General features: G+C 70.6%; 1 protein-coding gene. It reads left to right on the top strand.

The window, feature by feature from the left end:
- A partial coding sequence (locus ACPYOJ_RS37120) for an alkaline phosphatase family protein (protein WP_481420648.1) occupies positions 1–231 on the top strand: 231 nt, incomplete at both ends.

Consider the following 231-nt stretch of genomic DNA (forward strand, 5'->3'; position numbering starts at 1 on the left):
CGCTGACGTCGAATCCGGACGTATGGGCGAAGACCGTGCTGTTCATCATGTACGACGAGAACGACGGCTTCTTCGACCACGTCGTGCCGCCGCAGCCGCCCACCTCCGCCGCGCAGGGCGCGTCGACCGTGACGACCGACGGCGAGCTGCATACCGTCGTGAACCCGGGGCGCGGCGGCAGCTACACCGCCGACGGGCTGCCGTACGGCCTCGGGCCGCGCGTGCCGATGT

The sequence above is a fragment of the Rhizobium sp. SVR5-9E genome (genome assembly GCF_056755095.1).